Source organism: Caballeronia sp. Lep1P3 (assembly GCF_022879595.1).
In the GTDB taxonomy this organism is placed as follows: Bacteria; Pseudomonadota; Gammaproteobacteria; order Burkholderiales; family Burkholderiaceae; genus Caballeronia.
Window position 1 is genome coordinate 552,454 of the sequence record NZ_CP084266.1, and the last position, 15,976, is coordinate 568,429.

The 15,976-nt window shown below is 62.0% G+C and carries 14 protein-coding genes; 10 read left to right on the forward strand and 4 right to left on the reverse strand.

Annotated elements, in window-relative coordinates; translation table 11 throughout:
- Nucleotides 1–117 precede the first annotated feature (117 nt).
- The gene (locus LDZ27_RS17050; protein WP_244817155.1) at nucleotides 118–975 is read left to right on the forward strand and encodes a phytanoyl-CoA dioxygenase family protein; all 858 of its coding nucleotides are present in this window, start codon (nucleotides 118–120) and stop codon (nucleotides 973–975) included.
- Here the strand turns inward: LDZ27_RS17050 and LDZ27_RS17055 are convergent.
- The gene (locus tag LDZ27_RS17055; protein WP_244817308.1) at nucleotides 969–1,577 is read right to left on the reverse strand and encodes a helix-turn-helix domain-containing protein; all 609 of its coding nucleotides are present in this window, start codon (nucleotides 1,575–1,577) and stop codon (nucleotides 969–971) included. The two genes, LDZ27_RS17050 and LDZ27_RS17055, sit on opposite strands and share 7 nt — an antisense overlap.
- 174 nt (nucleotides 1,578–1,751) lie before the next feature.
- Between LDZ27_RS17055 and LDZ27_RS17060 the strand changes: the two genes are divergently transcribed.
- The 9 genes from LDZ27_RS17060 to LDZ27_RS17100 all read left to right on the forward strand — a co-directional run bounded on the left by LDZ27_RS17060 (nucleotide 1,752) and on the right by LDZ27_RS17100 (nucleotide 10,782).
- Complete coding sequence (locus LDZ27_RS17060) at nucleotides 1,752–3,251, forward strand: aldehyde dehydrogenase family protein (protein ID WP_244817156.1); 1,500 nt, start codon at nucleotides 1,752–1,754, stop codon at nucleotides 3,249–3,251.
- Nucleotides 3,252–3,285: 34 nt separating this feature from the next.
- The gene (locus LDZ27_RS17065; RefSeq protein ID WP_244817157.1) at nucleotides 3,286–4,458 is read left to right on the forward strand and encodes an FAD-binding oxidoreductase; all 1,173 of its coding nucleotides are present in this window, start codon (nucleotides 3,286–3,288) and stop codon (nucleotides 4,456–4,458) included.
- Between the two features lie 208 nt (nucleotides 4,459–4,666).
- A complete protein-coding gene (locus LDZ27_RS17070) occupies nucleotides 4,667–4,873 on the forward strand; it encodes a hypothetical protein (RefSeq protein ID WP_244817158.1) in 207 nt (68 codons plus the stop codon).
- A gap of 331 nt (nucleotides 4,874–5,204) precedes the next feature.
- Nucleotides 5,205–5,696: a hypothetical protein gene (locus LDZ27_RS17075; RefSeq protein ID WP_244817159.1), complete on the forward strand. Its 492-nt coding sequence runs from the start codon at nucleotides 5,205–5,207 to the stop codon at nucleotides 5,694–5,696.
- 118 nt (nucleotides 5,697–5,814) lie between these two features.
- A complete protein-coding gene (locus tag LDZ27_RS17080; protein WP_370653456.1) occupies nucleotides 5,815–6,216 on the forward strand; it encodes a PaaI family thioesterase in 402 nt (133 codons plus the stop codon).
- A 6-nt stretch (nucleotides 6,217–6,222) separates the two neighbouring features.
- Nucleotides 6,223–7,143: a LysR family transcriptional regulator gene (locus LDZ27_RS17085; protein WP_244817160.1), complete on the forward strand. Its 921-nt coding sequence runs from the start codon at nucleotides 6,223–6,225 to the stop codon at nucleotides 7,141–7,143.
- Between the two features lie 114 nt (nucleotides 7,144–7,257).
- The gene (locus LDZ27_RS17090) at nucleotides 7,258–8,451 is read left to right on the forward strand and encodes a CaiB/BaiF CoA-transferase family protein (RefSeq protein ID WP_244817161.1); all 1,194 of its coding nucleotides are present in this window, start codon (nucleotides 7,258–7,260) and stop codon (nucleotides 8,449–8,451) included.
- Nucleotides 8,448–9,392 (forward strand): hydroxymethylglutaryl-CoA lyase, encoded by a 945-nt coding sequence (locus tag LDZ27_RS17095; RefSeq protein WP_244817162.1) that lies wholly within the window; start codon nucleotides 8,448–8,450, stop codon nucleotides 9,390–9,392. The genes LDZ27_RS17090 and LDZ27_RS17095 overlap by 4 nt, the downstream gene beginning before the upstream one ends.
- Nucleotides 9,393–9,444: 52 nt before the next feature.
- Nucleotides 9,445–10,782: an MFS transporter gene (locus LDZ27_RS17100; RefSeq protein WP_244817163.1), complete on the forward strand. Its 1,338-nt coding sequence runs from the start codon at nucleotides 9,445–9,447 to the stop codon at nucleotides 10,780–10,782.
- A gap of 66 nt (nucleotides 10,783–10,848) precedes the next feature.
- Here LDZ27_RS17100 and LDZ27_RS17105 read toward each other — a convergent pair whose 3' ends face one another.
- From LDZ27_RS17105 to LDZ27_RS17115, 3 genes are all read right to left on the reverse strand, one after another.
- On the reverse strand, nucleotides 10,849–11,955 hold the full coding sequence (locus LDZ27_RS17105) for an acetate/propionate family kinase (protein ID WP_244817164.1): 1,107 nt from the start codon (nucleotides 11,953–11,955) through the stop codon (nucleotides 10,849–10,851).
- A 4-nt stretch (nucleotides 11,956–11,959) separates the two neighbouring features.
- Complete coding sequence (locus LDZ27_RS17110; protein ID WP_244817165.1) at nucleotides 11,960–14,359, reverse strand: phosphoketolase; 2,400 nt, start codon at nucleotides 14,357–14,359, stop codon at nucleotides 11,960–11,962.
- Nucleotides 14,360–14,543: 184 nt separating this feature from the next.
- Nucleotides 14,544–15,842: a hypothetical protein gene (locus tag LDZ27_RS17115; protein WP_244817166.1), complete on the reverse strand. Its 1,299-nt coding sequence runs from the start codon at nucleotides 15,840–15,842 to the stop codon at nucleotides 14,544–14,546.
- Between the last annotated feature and the right edge of the window lie 134 nt (nucleotides 15,843–15,976).

The following is a 15,976-nucleotide window of genomic DNA, read 5'->3' on the forward strand; positions in this document are numbered from 1 at the left end:
GCGCAAGCGCGCGGTGGCCGTGAGTTAGCAGGCGGCGCGAAATCCGCGATTCACGCAATTGCATACGAGCGCCGCGTCTCATATGCTGTCCATCAAAAGGACCATGAGGAGACAGCCGTGCAACGAGTCGATCCCGCTTCTTTCACGCCCGAACTCGCCGTCGATGCGCTCTTGCGCGGGCCGGGCGCCATCTGCGTGCGCGGAGTCTTCAGCGCGGCGCAAATCGATGAGGCGCGCCGCATCGTCATGGCGCATTCCGACGATCGCGCCGAAACGGTCACGCATTTTCAGGGGCAGGCCGCGCAGGATGCGAAGCTGCATTTGCAGAGGCGCGTGTGGAATCTTCTTGCAAAAGGCGAAGTCTTCTCGCAGATGGCCGAAGAGGAACGCATCGTCGCCGTCATGCGCCGCTTCCTGGGCGAAGACTTCATCATGGGATCGATCGCGGCCAATCGCATTCTGCCGGGCGGGCCAGGGCAGGAGCCGCACATCGACTATCCGTATTGGGACTATCACATGCCCGGCACATTTCCCGTGGGCATCAACGCGAGCTTTCCGCTCAACGCGCAAGTGACCATTCCGCTCGACCCGTTCACGGCTGAAACCGGCGCGACAGCGTTCGTGCCGAATACGCAGCATATGCTTCGGTATCCGAATCAAAATGACGGCTTCTACGAGCGCGCAGAGCGCATGGAAGCGGAGCCGGGAGATGCCATCGTCTTCTTCGGCGCAACATGGCACTGCGCGATGCCTAACCACAGCGCGCACGACCGCAGCGCCGTGCTCATCCAATACTTGCCCAAGTTCGTGAAGCCGATGGAAGACCTGCGCGCGATGGTCGGCGACGCATTTGTCAAGCGCGCCAGCACGACAATGCGGCAATTGCTCGGGCTGCACTATCCGTATCCGCAAAATCTCGAAGCGATCGAAGCGGCGACGAACGCCGAGGGACGCACGAACGCAAAGCGTTACTGACGCTCTTCGCCGCCGCCGGTCGCCATCCATAGCACTTCCGCGTCTTCCGTGCTCGTCGAAATGGCGGCGTGCCCGGTGCGGCTGTCGAAGTAGATGCTGTCGCCTGCATTGAGATGCGTCGGCGCGTAGAGTTCGGAATAGAGGCACACGCTGCCGCTGATCACATAAAGGAATTCCTCGCCTTCGTGACGGCCCCAGTCGTCGAAGGCATCGAGCGTGTGAGCGGAGATGCGGATGCGAAACGGCAGCATCGCCTTGTGTGCGAGTTCCGTTGCGAGCAGTTCCATCTGATACCCGCGATAGGCGTGCCGCTGTCCCTGATCGCGGCGCGTGAGCGCTCGTCGTCCGCTTGCGCTCGGCACGCTCGTGCTGCCGAAGAGGGCACCCAGATCGATCTGCAAACCGCGCACGATTTTCTGAAGCACGTCGAAGGTGGGGGACATCAAGCCGTTTTCTATCTTCGACAACGCGGAGCGCGACACGCCGCAAAGGCGGCTTGCCGTTTCGAGCGTCAGATCATGCGCGATGCGCGCCTGTTTTACGCGGCGGCCGAGATCGACGCTCGACGGTTCGGACGCGTCAGGGATGCGGGCTGGAATCATGTTTCCGATAATAACATCGCGATCAGCGGTTGCTTTGCGCGCACCCGCATCGGTGAAAACGCTTATTTTGACGAGCGTTGTGAGCGACGGCATCGGCGCGTATAGTCTCCGGCAGGACAAAAGTTTCTGATCAGAAACGCCTTCCAATGTAGCAGCATCGAAAAGGATTCCACTGTGGACGCTCAATCGATTCTTTCCGACCTCGGCATCGCAAGCCTCGTCGACGATGGCGAATTCGCCGTCACGTCGCCGATTACGGGGCAGGTCATCGGGCGCGTGAAGCGCCACAGCGCGGCTCAGGTCGACCAAACGCTCGCGCAGGCGCGCACCGCATTCGCCGTCTGGCGCACCGTGCCCGCGCCGCGCCGTGGCGAACTCGTCCGTCTGCTCGGGAATCGGCTGCGTCAGAAGAAGGCCGCGCTCGGACGGCTCGTTTCTCTCGAAGCGGGCAAGATCCTTCAGGAAGGGCTCGGCGAAGTGCAGGAAATGATCGACATCTGCGACTTCGCAGTGGGCCTATCGCGGCAGTTATACGGGCTTACGATCGCCTCGGAGCGTCCGGGGCATCGGATGGCCGAGACGTGGCATCCGATGGGCGTCTGCACGATTATTTCCGCATTCAATTTTCCAGTCGCGGTGTGGTCGTGGAACGCGGCGCTCGCGCTCGTGTGTGGGAATGCGGTGGTGTGGAAGCCGTCGGAGAAGACGCCGCTCACCGCGCTGGCCGTCGATCGCATCCTTCAGGAAGCCATCGACGAATTCGGCTCGGCGCCGCCGGGCCTCGCCTCCATCGTGATCGGCGAACGCGAAGTCGGCGCGCAGCTCGTGGCGGACAAGCGCTCGGACATCGTCAGCGCGACCGGCAGCACGGAGATGGGCCGCGCGGTCGGCGTGGAAGTGGCGCGCCGCTTCGGGCGCTCGATTCTCGAACTGGGCGGCAACAACGCGGGCATCGTGTCCCAAGCGGCCAATCGCGATCTCGCGCTGCGCGGCATCCTGTTCTCGGCAGTTGGCACGGCGGGGCAGCGCTGTACGTCGCTACGGCGTCTGTTCATCCACGAAAGCATCTACGACGAAACCGTCGCGCGCCTCAAGGATCTGTACGCGAAGGTCCCGGTCGGCAATCCATTGCACGAAGGCGTCCTGATGGGACCGCTCATCGACGTTCAAGCGTTCGCGCGCATGCAGGACGCGCTGGAGCAGGCGAAGGGCGAGGGCGGCAAGGTGTTCGGCGGCGAGCGCGTGACTGTGGAAGGTTTCGAAAACGGCTATTACGTGCGCCCCGCGCTCGTCGAAATGCCGGCGCAAACGGAAGTCGTCTTGAAGGAAACCTTCGCGCCAATTCTCTACGTGATGCGCTACGCCGACTTCGACGAAGCCATCGCCGCGAACAACGCCGCCGTGCATGGCCTGTCGTCGTGCGCGTTTACGACCGACCTTTCCGAGGCCGAGCGATTCCTGTCGGCATCGGGAAGCGATTGCGGAATCGCGAACGTCAACATCGGACCGAGCGGCGCGGAAATCGGCGGCGCATTCGGCGGCGAAAAGGAAACGGGTGGCGGGCGTGAATCCGGTTCCGATGCCTGGAAGGCTTACATGCGGCGCGCAACCAACACGATCAACTATTCGTCGGAATTGCCGCTCGCGCAGGGCATCGACTTCAATCTCGGCTGACACTTCTAACGCATCGGACTACGACGGGGGCGGCGTGGCTTCACAAGTGGTGATCGTGGGTGGCGGGGTGATCGGCAGTTCGGTCGCGTACTTTTTGCGGGCGTCGGACCCGAGCGTGCAGGTAACGGTGATCGAGCGCGATCCGACTTACGCGCGCTCGTCGTCGGCCTTGTCGGCGGCTTCCATTCGGCAACAGTTTTCCACTCCGCTTTCCGTGCGGATGTCGCTTTTCGGAATCGAGTTCCTGCGTTCTATCGGCGAGCGACTGGAAGTGAACGGTGAGCGGCCGTCCATCGATCTTCACGAGGGCGGCTATCTCTTTCTCGCGACGGCTCCGGGCGAGGCGACGTTGCGCGAGAACCACGCGATGCAGCGCGAACTCGGCGCCCACATCGCGCTGCTCGACCGCACGGCGCTGCAAGCACGCTTCACCTGGCTCAATGCCGATGATCTCGCGGCCGGCGCATTCGGAGAAAGCGGCGAAGGCTGGTTCGACGGATACGGGCTCGTGCAGGCATTGCGTCGCAAGGCGCAGGCACTCGGTGCGCGCTATGTCGCCGCGGACGTCGTGGGCATCGATCGCGAAGGAAGGCGCGCGACGCGCGTGCGTGCGTCGAACGGCGAGGCGTATTCATGCGACATCGTCGTCAATGCGGCGGGCGCGTGGTCGCGCTCCGTCGCGGCCATGCTCGGCATCGACCTTCCCGTGCATGCGCGGCGCCGCAGCATTTTCAACGTGTCGTCGCCAGCGAAGCTCGATGGCTGTCCGCTTCTCATCGATCCGACCGGCGTCTATTTCCGCCCCGAAGGGCGCACGTACATCTGCGGCACGTCGCCGACCGCCGATAACGATCCGGACGATCTCCAGCTCGACGAAGTGGATCACGCGCTTTTCGACGAAGTCATCTGGCCGACGCTCGCGCATCGCGTGCCGCAATTCGAGGCCTTACGCGTGGAGCAGTGCTGGTCTGGGTATTATGAATACAACGTGCTGGATCAGAACGCGATCATCGGCGCGCATCCGGATATCGACAATTGCATCTTCGCAAGCGGCTTTAGCGGACACGGCCTTCAGCACGGTCCGGCGACGGGGCGCGGCGTGAGCGAACTTATTCTGCAAGGACGATACACGACGCTCGATCTTTCACCGCTCGGATGGGCGCGCGTAATAGAGGGACAACCGATCGTCGAGAAAAACGTCGTATGAAGCCCGCGCGCCAATCGCGCATTAATCTCAGGGCATTCTTTTTATATTCGTCATCGCTTTTGCATTCGTCCATCGATGAAATCCACTAGGGCCAGTTGGCCCGAGTAAGTGCATTCTGGAAATGTGTCTGGCAATCCAGGCTAAACAGATCAACTTGCATTGGACTGAAATGGCTCACGAAGCCGTTCACGTCGACAGGAGAACAGGGATGGACGCTCGATTCGATACCCCGAACGCGCATTTCGCCGAATGGATGGACGATCACGAGGCAAACAGCGTTACGCCGGCTCCCGCATCGCATCGTTCCAGTCAGGTATGCGCCGAACCGGAATATATTGCCGAAATCTGCGGCCGTTTCGCAGGCGAGAAAACCGAAGAGGAACAAAAGTCGTGTGTGGTTCGCGGATATAACTAGGCGTTTTACACGGCGATTCGTTGCGCGCGCGATTGACGTTTGAAGCGGGCGCAGCTAAGCATCGCCGATAGTAAAAGTCAATTCGCACGAAAAAGCGGATTTGCGTATCGTGTCTCAACGTCGCGAATCCGCGGCTGCAATTCGTCGCGTCGGGCTTCAACTCTCTCATTCCATCGCAGTGAATTCTGCCGACGCGAGGCGCGCAACGCCGTGTCCTGAATTGCGCTCGAATGTATTTTGCATGCGATTGGCCGTTGGGAGAAAGCGCCATGAAATTCTTTGGCTTGCGTGGTGCGCGGATTTGCGCGTGCCTGTCGACAGGGAGCGCCGCATGATGCGCTTCAATGAACGCGCGGCGCTGGAACAAGGCTTGCCGGCATCGCTTTCGACGGTGTTATCCGAAGGCGACGATCGCCTGAACCGCGCGACCATGCAAAGGCCCGCGCGGGCTTTCGGCGACCTGCGCGCCGATGCCGCCCGGCTGCGGCGCGCGCTCGCCGCCTCCACATGCGTCATGGTCGCGTGGTCCCTCTTCGAAGTCCCATGGGAACTCGACACGAGCAGCACACGCGAAGAAGTCGCCGCTGTCGTAACGGCGAAGGCAATGTTGACGCTCATTGCGGCGCTTTCGTTGCGAGGACGGCGTACCGCACGCTATCTTCTGCTCTTCGTGTGCCTCACGAGCATGCTTGCCGTCGCCCCCGAGTTGCCCGGAGAATTCGCGCATGCGTGGTGGCTCGCGGTGCTATCGAGCGTCGAATGCCTGACGAAGCTGGTGACGCTGGTGCTCATTGCGCTGCAACTGAAACCGCGTTCCAATTGAGATAAAGCGTGAGGCGCGGGCAAGTCTCACGTTGCGATGGCACAATTCCATGCACCGAATCGCGATCCGTATCGCGCCGCATCGCGGCGCGCTTCATCGCGACATGAACCTTCGACGCATGGAGCATGCAAAGTTGCCGAACCTGGCTCTCGACAATCCTTTCCTCGAAGCGCTCGGCGCGACGCTCACGGAATGGCGTTCCGGTTACGCTGAATTCACGATGCCGATCCATGCGGGACATCTGAACCGCCAGCGCATTCTTCAGGGCGGCGCCATCGCGACGCTGCTCGACGCGGCGTGCGGCTATACAGGTCTCTTCGCGACCGACGCGACGCCCATCCACGGCTTCACGCTCTCGCTCACGGTGAACTATCTGGATCGTGGCATCGGCGACAAGGTCGTCGCCAAAGGCTTCCTCGAACGCAAAGGACGCTCCGTGTATTTCGCGCGCGGCGAGGCGTGGGTCGATGGTCGCGTGATGATCGCGAGCGCGCAGGGCACGTTCAAGTACGCGCGCTGATTCGACATGGCGCCGAGGAACCTGCTGCGACGGCTCGATCTCACGACGCTCCAACTCTTTCTCGCGGTTTTCGAGGAAGGCACGCTCACGCGCGCGTCGGAGCGCGAAGCTATCGCGGTGTCAGCCGCGAGCAAGCGGCTGCTCGAACTGGAGCAGGCGGTGGGCGCGGCGCTCTTCGAGCGCAAGGCGCGCGGCATGGAACTCACGCCTGCGGGCGAAACGCTTCTGCATCACGCGCGCCGTGTCCTGCGCGATGTCGAAAACATCGGCATCGAACTGGCGGAACATGCGAGCGGCGTGCGCGGCTACGTGCGGATGATGGCGAACCTTTCGGCCATCGTCGAATTCCTGCCGGAAGACTTGCGCGCGTTTCTCTCGATGCACGCGCAGATCAAGATCGACCTCGAAGAGCGGCCGAGCGGCGGCATCGTGCAGGGCGTGCTCGACAGCCTCGTCGATCTCGGCATTTGCTCGGGCGACGCGGACACGCGCGGCCTCGAAAGCACGCATTATCGGCATGACCGGCTCGTTATCGTGACGCCCGGCGATCATCCGCTCGCTACGCGGGAAAGCGTCGCGTTCGCGCAAACTCTCGACTTCGATCACGTCGGCCTGCATTCGGCGAGTTCGATCAACGCGCGCACGCATCTCGCCGCGCGACAGGCCAGCAAGCCGCTGCGGCTGCGCATTCACGTACCGGGTTTCGATGCCGTCTGCCGCATGGTGCAGGCGGGCATGGGCGTCGGCGTGCTGCCGCTCGCGGTGTTCGAAGCGATGGGCCGGCAACTCGGCCTTGCGGCCGTCACGCTCGACGAAGAATGGGCCGCGCGCAGTCTCATCATCGTGGCGCGCGAAGTGGCGGCCTTGTCGCCGGTGAGCAGGCTGCTGTTCGATCATCTTCGGTCGATAGAAGCGGCGCAGCCCTGAACGATGCGCGAGCGTTCGCGTTTCGCGAACGGTGCTTGCCGAAATGCGGTTGGACGCGGCGCGCGTGCCGCTCATATGCTCCTCTCCAACGAAACACCTACGGAGACGAGCACCATGAGCGGACCCCTTCAGGGCATTCGCGTGATCGAGATCGGCACCCTTATCGCCGCGCCGTTCGCCGCGCGCATGCTGGGCGAGTTCGGCGCGGAAGTCATCAAGATCGAAGCGCCCGACGGCGGCGATCCTCTTCGCAAATGGCGAAAACTCCATGAGGGCACGTCGCTCTGGTGGTACCTCCAGTCGCGCAACAAGAAATCCGTTTGCGTGAATCTCAAGTCGCCCGAAGGCGCGGACCTCATCAAGCGTCTCGCTGCGGACGCGGACATCGTCATCGAAAACATGCGGCCGGGCGCACTCGAAAAGCTGGGCCTCGGCTGGGACGTCTTGCATGCAATAAACCCGAAACTGACGATGGTTCGCATTTCCGGCTACGGGCAGACAGGCCCGTATCGCGACCGTCCGGGTTTTGGCGCGATCGGCGAAGCGATGGGTGGCATTCGGTATACAACCGGCGACGCCGATGGTCTGCCTGCGCGCGTCGGCGTGAGCCTCGGCGATTCGCTCGCCTCGCTGCACGGCGTCATTGGCGCGCTGATGTCGCTGTTGCGCGTGAAGACCGGTCAGGGCGACGGCCAAGTGGTCGATGTGTCGCTGGTCGAGAGCGTCTTCAATCTGATGGAGAGTCTCGTCCCCGAATACGATTTGCTCGGCCATGTGCGCGAGCGAAGCGGAGGCGCGCTGCCGGGCATTGCGCCGTCGAACACGTATCGCACGGAAGACGGCGGCTTCGTCGTGATCGCGGGCAATAGCGATCCCATCTACAGGCGGCTGATGAACGTGATCTGCCGTCCCGATCTCGCCGATGATCCCGCGCTCGCGCACAACGATGGCCGCGTGAAGCAGAGCGCGATGCTCGACGAAGCGATTGCCGAATGGACGACGCACCGCACGATGGACGAAGTGCTCACCGCGCTCGAGCACGCGCAAGTGCCATCGGGCCGCATCTATTCCGTGGCCGACATCATCGACGACGCACACTACCAGGCGCGCGACATGTTGTTGACGGCGGAGTTGCCGGGCGGCGCATCGGTGAAGATGCCGGGCATCGTGCCGAAGCTCTCGGACACGCCCGGCGGAGTGCAATGGCAAGGGCCGGCGCTCGGCGAGCATACGCAAAGCGTGCTCGAGTCGCTGGGCTTCGGCGAAAGCGATGTTCAACGGCTGCGTACCGAAGGAGCCGTGCAATGACGCGCGATGACAGCGAGCAATTGATCGTGCAGGAAGTCGCCCCGCGCGATGGCCTGCAAATCGAGGCGAAATGGGTCGAGACGCAGGACAAGATCGCGTTGATCGACGGTCTTTCGGCGTGCGGCTTCACGCGTATCGAGGCGGGCTCGTTCGTATCGCCCAAGGCCATTCCCGCGCTGCGTGACGGCGAGGCCGTATTTCAGGGCATCGCACGCGCGCCGGGCGTGATTTACGTCGCGCTCGTGCCGAACGTGAAGGGCGCGCAGCGCGCACTCGCGGCTTGCGCGGACGAACTCAATCTCGTGATGTCCGCGAGTGAGACGCATAACCGCGCGAACATGCGTATGAGTTGCGAATCGTCGCTTGCGGGGTTCGCAGAAATAATACGGATAACGAATGAATCAAGAGGCGTCAAGCTGAACGCTACGGTTGCCACCGCGTTCGGGTGCCCGTTCGAAGGCCGCATCGACGAGGAGCGCGTCGTATCGATTGCGCGGACGTATCGCGAGATGGGCGTCGAAGGCGTCACGCTTGCGGACACCACCGGCATGGCGAATCCGCGTCAGGTCGAGCGCCTCGTATCGCGCGTGCTCGAACACGTTCCCGCTGCATCGTTGACGCTGCACTTTCACGATACACGCGGCCTGGGACTCGCCAACGTGCTTGCCGCCTACGGTGCGGGCGCACGCCGCTTCGATGCGGCACTAGGCGGGCTCGGCGGCTGTCCGTTTGCGCCGGGCGCGTCGGGCAACATCTGCACCGAAGATGTCGTGAATATGTGCGATGAAATGGGCATTCCGACAGGCATCGACCTGCAAAGGCTCATTGCGCTGTCGCGCACGCTGCCAGCACTCGTCGGCCATGAAGTGCCGGGACAAGTCGCCAAGGCAGGCCGTAATTGCGATCTGCATCCCGTTCCCGACTACGTTCGAACCATCTAAGCCAGCCGATCCGATAACAATCAAAGCCGGACGGCGATGTAAGGAGACAAGCATGAGCGATCTAAGCGTATCCGCCGCGGACAAGCCGCAGGCACTTCAGAACACGAGCGAAATCATCCGCAAGGTGGCGTGGCGGCTCATGCCGCTCATCATGCTGTGCTATCTGTTCGCGTTCTTCGACCGCATCAATATCAGCTTCGCGAAGTTCCAGTTGCAAAGTTCGCTGGGCTTCACCGATACGGCGTACGGCCTCGGCGCGAGCCTCTTCGTGATCGGCTATGTGCTGTTCGAAGTGCCGAGCAACCTTCTGCTATTCAAGGTCGGAGCGCGCCGATGGATCGCGCGCATCATGATTTCATGGGGCATCGCGACTGCGCTCATGGTCTTCGTGCAGACGGAGTGGCAGTTCTACGGGCTGCGCTTCATCATCGGCGCGATGGAAGCGGGCTTTGCGCCGGGCGTGCTGTATTTCCTGACGCTGTGGTTCCCGGCGAGCTATCGCGGGCGTATCACGTCGCTGCTGTTTCTCGCATCGGCGTTCTCGGGACTCGTTGGCGCGCCGCTCTCCGGTCTCGTGCTGGGTCATCTCAACGGCGCGTTCGGCATCGCGGGATGGCACTGGCTTTTTCTGCTTGGCGGCTTGCCGTGTGTGCTGCTGGGCGTGCTCGTACTGAAGGTGCTGAAGGATCGCATCGACGATGCCGCATGGCTCTCGGGCGCGGAGAAAACGTATCTGAAGAGTCAGATTGCGACGCAAGTACAGCACACGTCGACAGGTCATTCACTCGCGGGTGCTATCAGGACGCCCGGCTTTCTGATGCTCGGCCTGATCTACTTCCTGATTCAGATTGCGTCATACGGGCTCAACTTCTGGGCGCCGCATCTGATTCGCGCGGCCGGCACGCACAATCCGACGATCATCGGCTTGCTGACCGCCGTGCCTTACGTGTGCGGAGCAGTGTGCATGGTCGTGGTCGGTCGTTTGTCCGACCGTTCGGGCGAGCGCCGCAAGTTCGTCTGCGTATTGCTGGTGATGGCGGCGGCGGGATTTCTGGCCGCAGGCGTGTTCGACAAACAGACTTCGCTGTTGATCGTCGCGCTCGGCGTGATGGGCGCGGGCGTGATTGCATCCATTCCGGCATTCTGGGCGCTTCCGCCGAAGCTGCTGACAGGCGCGGGCGCGGCGGGCGGCATCGCGTTGATCAATACGCTCGGGCAGTTGGGCGGCATCGTCAGTCCGGTGATGGTCGGGCGCATCCGCGATCTTACGGGCAGCACGACGCCGGCGCTGTATGCGATCGCCGCCATGAGCCTGCTGTGCGCGCTGCTCCTGCTCTTTGGGCTGCCGCAAGCGCTGCGGCAACGGGATCATGCGGAGGCGCAAGTCTGAGCGCGTTTGGTGTGTTGCATGCTGCATGCAAAATGCGGCATGCAACGTGCAACATGCAACATGCGCTTAGCCCACAACGAGCTCCCGGCAATGCCGCGCGATCTGCCTTTCCTCCTCGGTGGCCACGACGCGATGCCGCGCATTCAGAAAGCTCAGTCCATCGAGCACTTGCGCGCGTATCGCCTCGCTATGTTCGCCGATGCCCCCGCTAAACACGATCAGATCGACGCCGCCCAGCACCGCCGCATACGCGCCGATGGTCTTGCGGACCGCGTTGCAGAACTCATCGATGGCAAGCGTCGCGTCGGCGTCGCCCTGATCGCGGCGCGCGAGCAGCGCTTGCATGTCGTCGTCGGATGCGGACAGCGCCTTCATGCCGCTCGCGCGGTTGACCAACGTTTCGAGCGCATCGGCGTCGAGCGGTTCATGACGCATCAGATGAATCAGCACGCCGGGATCGAGGTCGCCGCTGCGCGTGGCCATGGGTATGCCGCCTGCGGGCGTCATACCCATCGAGGTATCGACCGAGCGCCCATCCTTCACGGCGCACAGGCTCGCGCCCGAGCCGAGATGCGCGATGACCGTCCGCGACGCAAGCGCATCCCCGAGCGCGTTGACGATCGACTCATACGATAGTCCGTGAAAGCCATAACGCACGATGCCGCGCCGCGCATATTCGCGCGGCAACGCGAACGTCGTGGCGCACTCGGGCATCGTGCGATGAAACACCGTGTCGAAGCATGCAAAATGCGGCACGCCGTTGAATATGCGCTGCGCTTCTTCAATCAACGCCAGCGATTGCGGCAAATGCAGCGGCGCGAAGGCAACGGCCTCGCGCAATGCGTCTTTCACATCCGGCGTGAGTTCACAATGCGCGCTCACATGCGGTCCGCCATGCACCACGCGATGCCCCACCGCCGCAAGCGGTTCGTGCAAATGCTCGTTGAGTGCATCGGCGACGCGCTGCAATGCGTCGTGCTGCGACTCCATCAAGTGATCTTGCGCGATGTCGATGCTGCCGTCCGAGGCGCGCATCGACAGGGAACCGTCCTCGCATCCGATGCCTTTTGCACTTCCCGATAGCCACGCCTGTTCGTCGCCGTCGCGCGGAACGAACACGCCGAACTTGAGCGACGACGACCCGCTGTTCAACACCAGAATGCCTTCTTTCATGGCGTCAACCCTTCCACGTCCACTCGCGGATCTCGTCATGATCGATGCCTTCTTCATGCGCGTATCGCACGCTTTCGATGATGCGGTTCTTGAGCGCTTCCTTCGTATGCGCGGCGGTGCTCGACAAGCCCGGCACGCGGTCGATGACATCGATGGCAAGGCTGAAACGGTCTACGCCGTTGATGATCGCAAGCTCGAACGGCGTATTGATGTTGCCGCGCTCGCGATAGCCATGTACGTGCATGTTGTCGTGATTCGTGCGGTTATACGTGAGCTTGTGCACGAGCGACGCATACGAGTGGAAGTTGAAGATCACCGGCTTGGCGCGCGTGAAAATGGAATCGAAGTCCCGATTGGAAAGACCGTGCGGATGGTCGGTATCGGGCATTAACCTGAATAGATCGACCACGTTGACGAAGCGCATCTTGAGATCGGGGCACTGCATCTTCAGTATCTCGACGGCGGCGAGCGCTTCCATTGTGGCGATGTCGCCGGCGCACGCGATCACCACATCCGGCTCGTGGCCCTGATCCGTCGATGCCCAATCCCATATGCCGATGCCTTTCGCGCAATGCACCATCGCGTCCTGCATGTTCAGGTATTGCAGATGCGGCTGCTTGTCCGCGACGATCACGTTCACGTAGTCATGCGTGCGCAGGCAATGGTCCGCCACGCTCAGGAGACAATTCGCATCGGGCGGCAAGTAGATACGCACGACGCCCGGACTCTTGTTCGTGACGACATCGAGAAAGCCGGGGTCCTGATGCGTGAAGCCGTTATGGTCCTGACGCCAGACGAGCGACGTAATGAGCAGATTGATCGACGGCACGGGCGCGCGCCAGTCGAGTTCGTTCTTCGCTTTTTCGAGCCACTTCGCATGCTGGTTGAACATCGAATCGATGACATGCACGAAGGCTTCGTAAGTGGCGAAGAGGCCGTGGCGTCCGGTCAGCACATAGCCTTCGAACCAGCCTTCGAGCGTATGTTCGGAAAGCATTTCCATTACGCGGCCATCCGGCGACAGCGCGCCGCCGTCCGCGTCTTCGGGCCTGGTTTCGGCGAGCCAGCGCTTGCCCGACGCTTCGTACACGCCATCGAGTTTATTGCTCGCGGTCTCGTCGGGGCCGAAGAGACGGAACGTCGTCGTGTTGCGACGTATCACGTCGCGCAGAAACGTCGCGAGAACAGCAGTGGGCGATTGATACGCGCTTGCCGCGCGCTTGACGTCCACCGCGTACTCGCGGATATCGGGAAGATCGAGGGATTGCCGCAGCACGCCGCCGTTCGCATGCGGATTCGCGCTGATGCGCCGTGCGCCGGTTGGCGCGAGTTCGCGCAGGCTCTCGACGAGCCTTCCGTTTTCATCGAAGAGTTCTTCGGGCTTATAACTGCGCATCCAGTCTTCGAGCACGGCGAGATTCTTTCGGTTCGTCGCGGGATCGACCACCGGCACCTGATGCGAGCGCCAGAAGTTCTCGACCTTGTGACCGTCCACTTCCTTCGGGCCGGTCCAGCCTTTCGGCGAGCGCAACACGATCATCGGCCAGCGCGGGCGCTTTGCATCGGAGGGATTCGCGCGGGCGCGTTGCTGGATCGCGCGAATATCCGCGATGCAGCGTTCGAGAGTCGCGGCCATCCGTTGATGCATCGCTTCGGGTTCATCGCCTTCGACGAAATGCGGTTCGTAGCCGTAGCCCTTGAACAGCGCTTCGAGTTCGTCATGCGGGATGCGCGCGAGTATCGTGGGATTCGCGATCTTGTAGCCGTTGAGATGAAGCACGGGCAGCACCGCGCCATCCATCGCGGGATTCAGAAACTTGTTCGAATGCCAGGATGTCGCGAGCGGCCCCGTTTCGGCTTCGCCATCGCCCACCATCGTGACGACGATCAGATCGGGATTGTCGAACGCCGCGCCGAACGAATGCGAAAGGCTATAGCCGAGTTCGCCGCCTTCGTGAATGGAGCCGGGCGTTTCCGGCGTGCAGTGCGAGCCGATTCCCCCCGGCGACGAGAACGCGCGAAAGAGCCTGAGCATGCCGCGCTCGTCGGCGCTTCGATCGGGATAGATGTCGGAGTAATGGCCTTCCAGATATGAATTGGCGAGCGTGGCGGGCGCACCGTGGCCGGGGCCGGAGACGAACATCACATTGAGATCGTCGCGCTTGATGAGCCGGTTCAGATGCACCCACACGAACGATTGACCGGGGTCCGAGCCCCAATGCCCGAGCAGGCGCCGCTTGATGTGTTCGGGTTCGAGCGGCTCGCGCAATAGCGGATTGGCGCGCAGGTAAATCATGCCGGCCGAAAGGTAATTGCAGGCGCGCCAGTAGGCGTCGATCTTACGCAGAAGGTCGGGGGAGAGCGGAGCCTGCGTCGCGGTCTTGCGCTGGACGTCGTCGTTCAATTGCTTCTCCTTGCGGTGAAAGTCTTGGGTCGAGCGTCGGTCTTGCGGCTTGATGCGGCTTCGATGTGAACGTGCGCCGCGCGTTCGGGCGCGTCACTGGAAGAGGCGAAAGGATATGAACGTCGCGCCCATCATACTTTGGATCACGCGACGCGTTTTTGACAAAAATGCAGACGCAATGCGTTTATTCGCGTGCGGACCGCGCGAGGTCGTAATCCATCAGCAAGGCCTTGTGCTCGTTCCAGATGCCGATGTAATGCACCGTGAAGCTGTCGGGCCGCCGATAGATCCACGCAGTGTTCCAGTCGACGAGAGACGCCACGCGCGTCGGGTCGTATTCCGCACGCTCGCCGAATTCGCGCGTGAAGTAGTACTGGTCGCCCTTGTTCGCATAGACGCTCGATCGGTCGTCGAGTTGCGCGCATGCATCGAGGATGCGATTCAGCCCGTCGTAGTTGGCCTGCGTGCGTCTGAATCCCATGATGCCGGAGTTGAACGCCCACGTGCCCACGTCGCGCGCAAAGACGGTGTCGCCTGCATGCATGATCGATTCGAGCTTGCGATTCATGTCGTTGATGAGGACATCGGCGTCGATCCAGAAGACCCATTCGTGATTCGCCATGCATTCGCGCAAGAGCGCGGGCTTGAGCCAGTTTCCCGCGATGTTGCCGTCGTTCAGATGCGCGGGAATCTCGCGGTGAACGTAAAGCGTATAGCCGTGGCGTTCGCAATAACGCCTGAAATTGGCTTCAGCCAAGCGTCCATAACACGCGATATTCGGCGTATAGAGCGTCACCACGGCGATCGCGTGGCCTGGGTGATAGACGACCCTTGCCGAAGTATCCAAAGCGGGCGCATTGGAGATCGGCGAGAGCGGCAGGTTGCGCGCCGTGCGTTCGTTGACGTGCGCGAAGAGGGCCGCGCGAAAGCGCCGATGATGCTTCTCGTCGCGGATGCACACGGCGAACGCGCGCCATGTCGTCCACACCGATTCGAGAGCCGCTGCAGCCGGCACGACGACATACGTGTCGCGGATTTGGTGAGGCCACGCGAGCATCTCGAAGTCGCGCAGCAGCAGCGCTTCTTCGGCTGGCAGCTTCACGTCGAAGCGGCAGCGCGAGACTACTTCGTGCAGCCTGCGACGAACGTCTTCGGTATTGCGCCACACTTGCATGTCGGTTTGAGGACGATTCGATTCGACGCACGCCAGCAGCCAGTCGCGGTCTTCGAGCAATTGCGGCAGCGACAAGGAACCGAGAATCGCGACGTTCTCGCTCAGCATCATCGCCATCTCGCCGGGCTGAAGGCGGTCTAGCCAGTGCAGCAGCGTTTCGTACTTGTACATCCACTGCACGTTCGGGTTGCTGCCCGACAGTTCCCGCATGTCGATCTCGACGTGGCGGTAACCGTGCGTGCGTGCATAGCGGCGGTGATTGGCGAGCGCACCCGGCGCGTGGTCGAAGAGGAGGCTGATGACGATCATTGAATGCAATATGCAGATGAAGGTTACGCGGCGGCAAAGCGACAAGCCGGCAAGCATCGCCGCAAGCAGGACGACTTCGCATGGGACGTATCCGAAATCTGCATGCAACATACAAAACACGGTTTTCCAACCGC

What these genes read in the sequence shown, in the direction of transcription:
- LDZ27_RS17055 (WP_244817308.1), bottom strand. Translation starts at nt 1,577, where the DNA reads ATGATTCCAGCCCGCATCCCTGACGCGTCCGAACCGTCGAGCGTCGAT.
- LDZ27_RS17070 (WP_244817158.1), top strand. Translation starts at nt 4,667, where the DNA reads ATGGACGCTCGATTCGATACCCCGAACGCGCATTTCGCCGAATGGATG.
- LDZ27_RS17075 (WP_244817159.1), top strand. Translation starts at nt 5,205, where the DNA reads ATGATGCGCTTCAATGAACGCGCGGCGCTGGAACAAGGCTTGCCGGCA.
- LDZ27_RS17080 (WP_370653456.1), top strand. Translation starts at nt 5,815, where the DNA reads ATGGAGCATGCAAAGTTGCCGAACCTGGCTCTCGACAATCCTTTCCTC.
- LDZ27_RS17085 (WP_244817160.1), top strand. Translation starts at nt 6,223, where the DNA reads ATGGCGCCGAGGAACCTGCTGCGACGGCTCGATCTCACGACGCTCCAA.
- LDZ27_RS17090 (WP_244817161.1), top strand. Translation starts at nt 7,258, where the DNA reads ATGAGCGGACCCCTTCAGGGCATTCGCGTGATCGAGATCGGCACCCTT.
- LDZ27_RS17095 (WP_244817162.1), top strand. Translation starts at nt 8,448, where the DNA reads ATGACGCGCGATGACAGCGAGCAATTGATCGTGCAGGAAGTCGCCCCG.
- LDZ27_RS17100 (WP_244817163.1), top strand. Translation starts at nt 9,445, where the DNA reads ATGAGCGATCTAAGCGTATCCGCCGCGGACAAGCCGCAGGCACTTCAG.
- LDZ27_RS17105 (WP_244817164.1), bottom strand. Translation starts at nt 11,955, where the DNA reads ATGAAAGAAGGCATTCTGGTGTTGAACAGCGGGTCGTCGTCGCTCAAG.
- LDZ27_RS17115 (WP_244817166.1), bottom strand. Translation starts at nt 15,842, where the DNA reads ATGATCGTCATCAGCCTCCTCTTCGACCACGCGCCGGGTGCGCTCGCC.